Annotated in this window: 4 protein-coding genes; all 4 read left to right on the top strand. The window is 63.5% G+C overall.

Annotated elements, in window-relative coordinates:
* The coding region (gene tolA / locus IRZ12_RS16590; protein WP_296470879.1) for a cell envelope integrity protein TolA at positions 1-824 on the top strand (824 nt) is incomplete at its 5' end.
* Positions 825-916: 92 nt separating this feature from the next.
* Positions 917-2,182, top strand: coding sequence for a Tol-Pal system beta propeller repeat protein TolB (tolB, locus tag IRZ12_RS16585; protein WP_296470882.1), 1,266 nt, complete (start codon positions 917-919; stop codon positions 2,180-2,182).
* Between the two features lie 180 nt (positions 2,183-2,362).
* Positions 2,363-2,896, top strand: coding sequence for a peptidoglycan-associated lipoprotein Pal (gene pal / locus IRZ12_RS16580; RefSeq protein ID WP_296470877.1), 534 nt, complete (start codon positions 2,363-2,365; stop codon positions 2,894-2,896).
* Positions 2,897-2,913: 17 nt separating this feature from the next.
* Positions 2,914-3,530 (top strand): YbgF trimerization domain-containing protein (locus IRZ12_RS16575; protein WP_296470875.1); only part of this gene is annotated, 617 nt, incomplete at its 3' end.

Genomic DNA, 3,530 nt, shown 5'->3' with positions numbered 1-3,530 from the left:
GGACGGCACTTCCCTCGCCCAACCAGCCCGAGCCCCCGACGCCGGAACCTGAACCCGAGCCGCGGCCTGTGCCGCCTCCCCCTCCTCCTCCGCCGCCGAAGCCCGAGCCCCAGGTGGAGCAGGAGAACCCCGACATCGCCATCGAGCAGGAAAAGAAACGCCAGGAAGAGCGCGCGCGCCGCGAGGCCGAAGAGGCCGAGCGCCAGCGGCAGAAGCAGCTAGAAGAAAAACGCCTGGCCGAAAAGCGCGAACAGGAACGGAAGGAAGCTGAACGCCGCGAAGCGGAGCGCAAGGAAGCGGAACGGAAAAAGGCCGAACAATTGGCGGCAGAAAAAGCCGCTGCCGAGAAAGCCGCTGCGGAGAAGAAGGCAGCCGCCGAGAAAGCTGCTGCCGAGAAAAAGGCCGAAGCGGAACGGAAAGCCCAGGCCGAGCGTGATCGCAAACTACGCGAAGCCTTGCGCAACGATGCCGCGCGCGTCGCCGGCCTCGAAGGCGGCCGCGAGGGCGGCACCGCCAACCGCAATCAGGCGGGCGGCGGAGGCGGAGACCCCGGCTACGCCGATCTGGTGCGCGCTTGCATCAAACCCGGAGTCATTTATAGTGCAACTGGCAGTTCTGCCGGCGGGAACCCGACGGCCGTATTCCGGGTCCAGTTGCTACCTACGGGAGAGCAGGCAGGCCCGCCGCGCCTGGTCCGCTCATCCGGCGTGGAAGCTTTCGACCGTGCGGTAGAAAACGGAATTCGGCGCTGCAATCCCTTCCCGCGTCCGTCTTCCGGCCGGTACGAGTCCAACATAGAAGTTCAATATCGGATGTTCGACTGATGACATTTGCAAATACCGCTACCCTTTCCTCGCCGGCCACGCCTGGCAGTGTCCGGCTGCGAGACATCGGCGGCCGGCTCGGACGGCGGCTGATGCAATGCGCCGCCGCGCTGGCCGCGACCGCCTTCGCCCTGGGCTCCCAGCCCGCGCAAGCCCAGCTCACCGTGCAAATCTCAGGCGCCGGCGCCAACCAGTACCCGGTCGCCATCGCCAACTTTGAATCCACCGACCCCCAAGGCCGGGCGATCGCCGAGATCATCCGGGCCGACCTGAACCGCACCGGCCTCTTCCGGCTCATCGACACCGGCGACACGGCGCTGTCCGAATCGGCCATGATCGGCTTTGCCGCCTGGAAAACCCGGGGTGCCGACGCGTTGGCGGTGGGCAGCGTGCAGCGCACCGCCGACGGCCGCTACGATGTCCGCTATCGCCTGCTCGACACTATCAAGGAAGTGCAGATAGACGGCGTCGCGTTCTCCTCCGGCCCCAACGAAATGCGGCGCACGGCCCACCAGATCGCCGACCGCATCTACGAAAAGCTGACGGGCGACCGTGGCATTTTTGCAACACGAATCGCATACGTGCTCAAGCGCGACAACATCTACGAATTGCAGATCGCCGACGCCGACGGCCAGAACGCCCAGACCGCCCTGCGTTCGCGCGAGCCCATCATCTCGCCCACGTGGTCGCCCGACGGCACGCGCCTGGCGTACGTGAGCTTCGAGACCCGCAAGCCTGTGGTCTACGTGCACACCATCGCCACGGGCCAGCGCATCCCGGTCGCGAACTTCAAGGGCAACAACAGCGCCCCGGCTTGGTCCCCGGACGGCAGTCGCCTGGCCGTCGTCCTCACGCGCGACGGCCTCTCGCAGCTCTACATCATGAATGCCGACGGTTCCGGATTGCGGCGTCTGACGCAGTCGCCGGGCATCGACACCGAGCCCGCGTTCACCAACGACGGCCGCGCCATCCTCTTCACGAGCGACCGCGGGGGCAGCCCGCAGATCTACCGCCTCAACCTGGAAAACAACCAGGTCGAGCGCGTGACGTTCAAAGGCGCTTACAATATTTCTCCCCAGTTGTCGCCTGATGGCAAAACCTTGCTGTACGTCACCCGCCGTGCCGGCTTCCAAATCGCTACGCTAGACCTTGCCACCGGTAATGAGCTCATCCTCACCAACGGCGGCAGGGACGAATCGCCCAGCTTCGCACCCAACGGAAAGATGATTCTGTATGCAACATCGCAATCCGGACGCGGTGTGCTAGCTGCGGTTTCGAGTGATGGTCGCGTCACCCAGACACTATCCGTGCTCAACGGGGACGTGCGCGAACCTACCTGGGGACCTTTCCTGAACTGAAACAATCGATTACCTGGAATGGCCATGGTCGCGGCTGTGCATCGTTGTCACTTCTTGCAACGCTGCGGCGCAGGGTCCATGTGACACTTTAGGATCACGTTTCCCATGTGACACTTTAGGATCACGATTCCATCTAGTCATTGTTTGCCACCCTTATCGCCTCGAAACCAAGGAAACACCATGTCTACTCGTGCCTTCAAAATGTTCGTCGTCGCGAGCGTTGTCGCGGTAGTCTCGGCTTGCAGCAGTCCCGTCAAGCTCGATGAAAGCAGCAACGTGCCGGTCGAAGACCGCTCCGGCCAAGCCGCCTCGGGCACCAGCTCGAGCGGCGTCGCGCGCGTCGATGCGACCCAGCAAGGGCTCGACCCCATCAACGATCCGAAGCTAGCGCAACGGTCCGTGTACTTCGATTTCGACAGCTACGTGGTCAAGGACCAATATCGCCCGATCATCGAAAACCACGCCCGCTTCCTGACCAACAACCGAGACCGCAAGGTCGTGATCGAAGGCCACACGGACGACGTCGGCAGCAGCGAGTACAACCTCGCGCTGGGCCAGCGCCGTTCCGAAGCCGTCCGCCGTATGATGCTGCTGTTGGGCGTGCGCGACGACCAGGTCGAAGCCATCAGCTTCGGCAAGGAAAAGCCCAAGGCCATCGGCACGGATGAAGCCTCCCGCGCCGAAAACCGTCGCGCCGACATCGTCTACCGTTGATCGCTAAGGACCTGCCTATGACGCTCCGCATTTCCCGCCTCCGACTGCTGGCAGCCGGCGCCTGCATCGGCGCCAGCCTGTCGGGGTTCTCGGCCCACGCGGCCCTGTTCTCCGACGACGAGGCGCGCCAGGCCATCATCGACCTGCGCAGGGAAGTGCGCGAGCGGGCCGATCAACAGGCCCGCAAGCTGGACGAAGAGCTGGCGCAGAGCCAGCGCAGCCAGCTGCAGCTCGCTTCGCAGATCGAGCAACTGCAGCAGGAAATCGCCCGGCTGCGCGGCCAGATAGAAATCCTGACCAAGCAAGTAGCCGATACCCAACAGGCGCAGAAAGACATCTACCTGGATATCGATACGCGCCTGAAGCGCGTCGAGCCGCAAACAGCCTCGATAGACGGACAGGAAACCACCGTCAGCGCCGAGGAAAAGCGCGCCTACGATGCGGCAATCGACATATTCCGCAACGGAAACTACGCCGAAGCCATTCGGGCTCTTTCGGCCTTCGTGCGCCAGTATCCCCAAAGCCCCTATGCTCCCGCAGCCCAGTTCTACATCGGGAGCAGCCATTACGCGCTCAAGGACTATAAGTCCGCCATCGCCCAACAGCAGACGATGGTGAAGAATTACCCCAACAA

Origin of the sequence: Pigmentiphaga sp. (assembly GCF_019689535.1) — a bacterium.
GTDB lineage: Bacteria > Pseudomonadota > Gammaproteobacteria > Burkholderiales > Burkholderiaceae_B > Pigmentiphaga.
The sequence above is the reverse complement of the archived record's forward strand: the minus strand, read 5'-3'. Positions and strand labels throughout refer to the sequence as shown.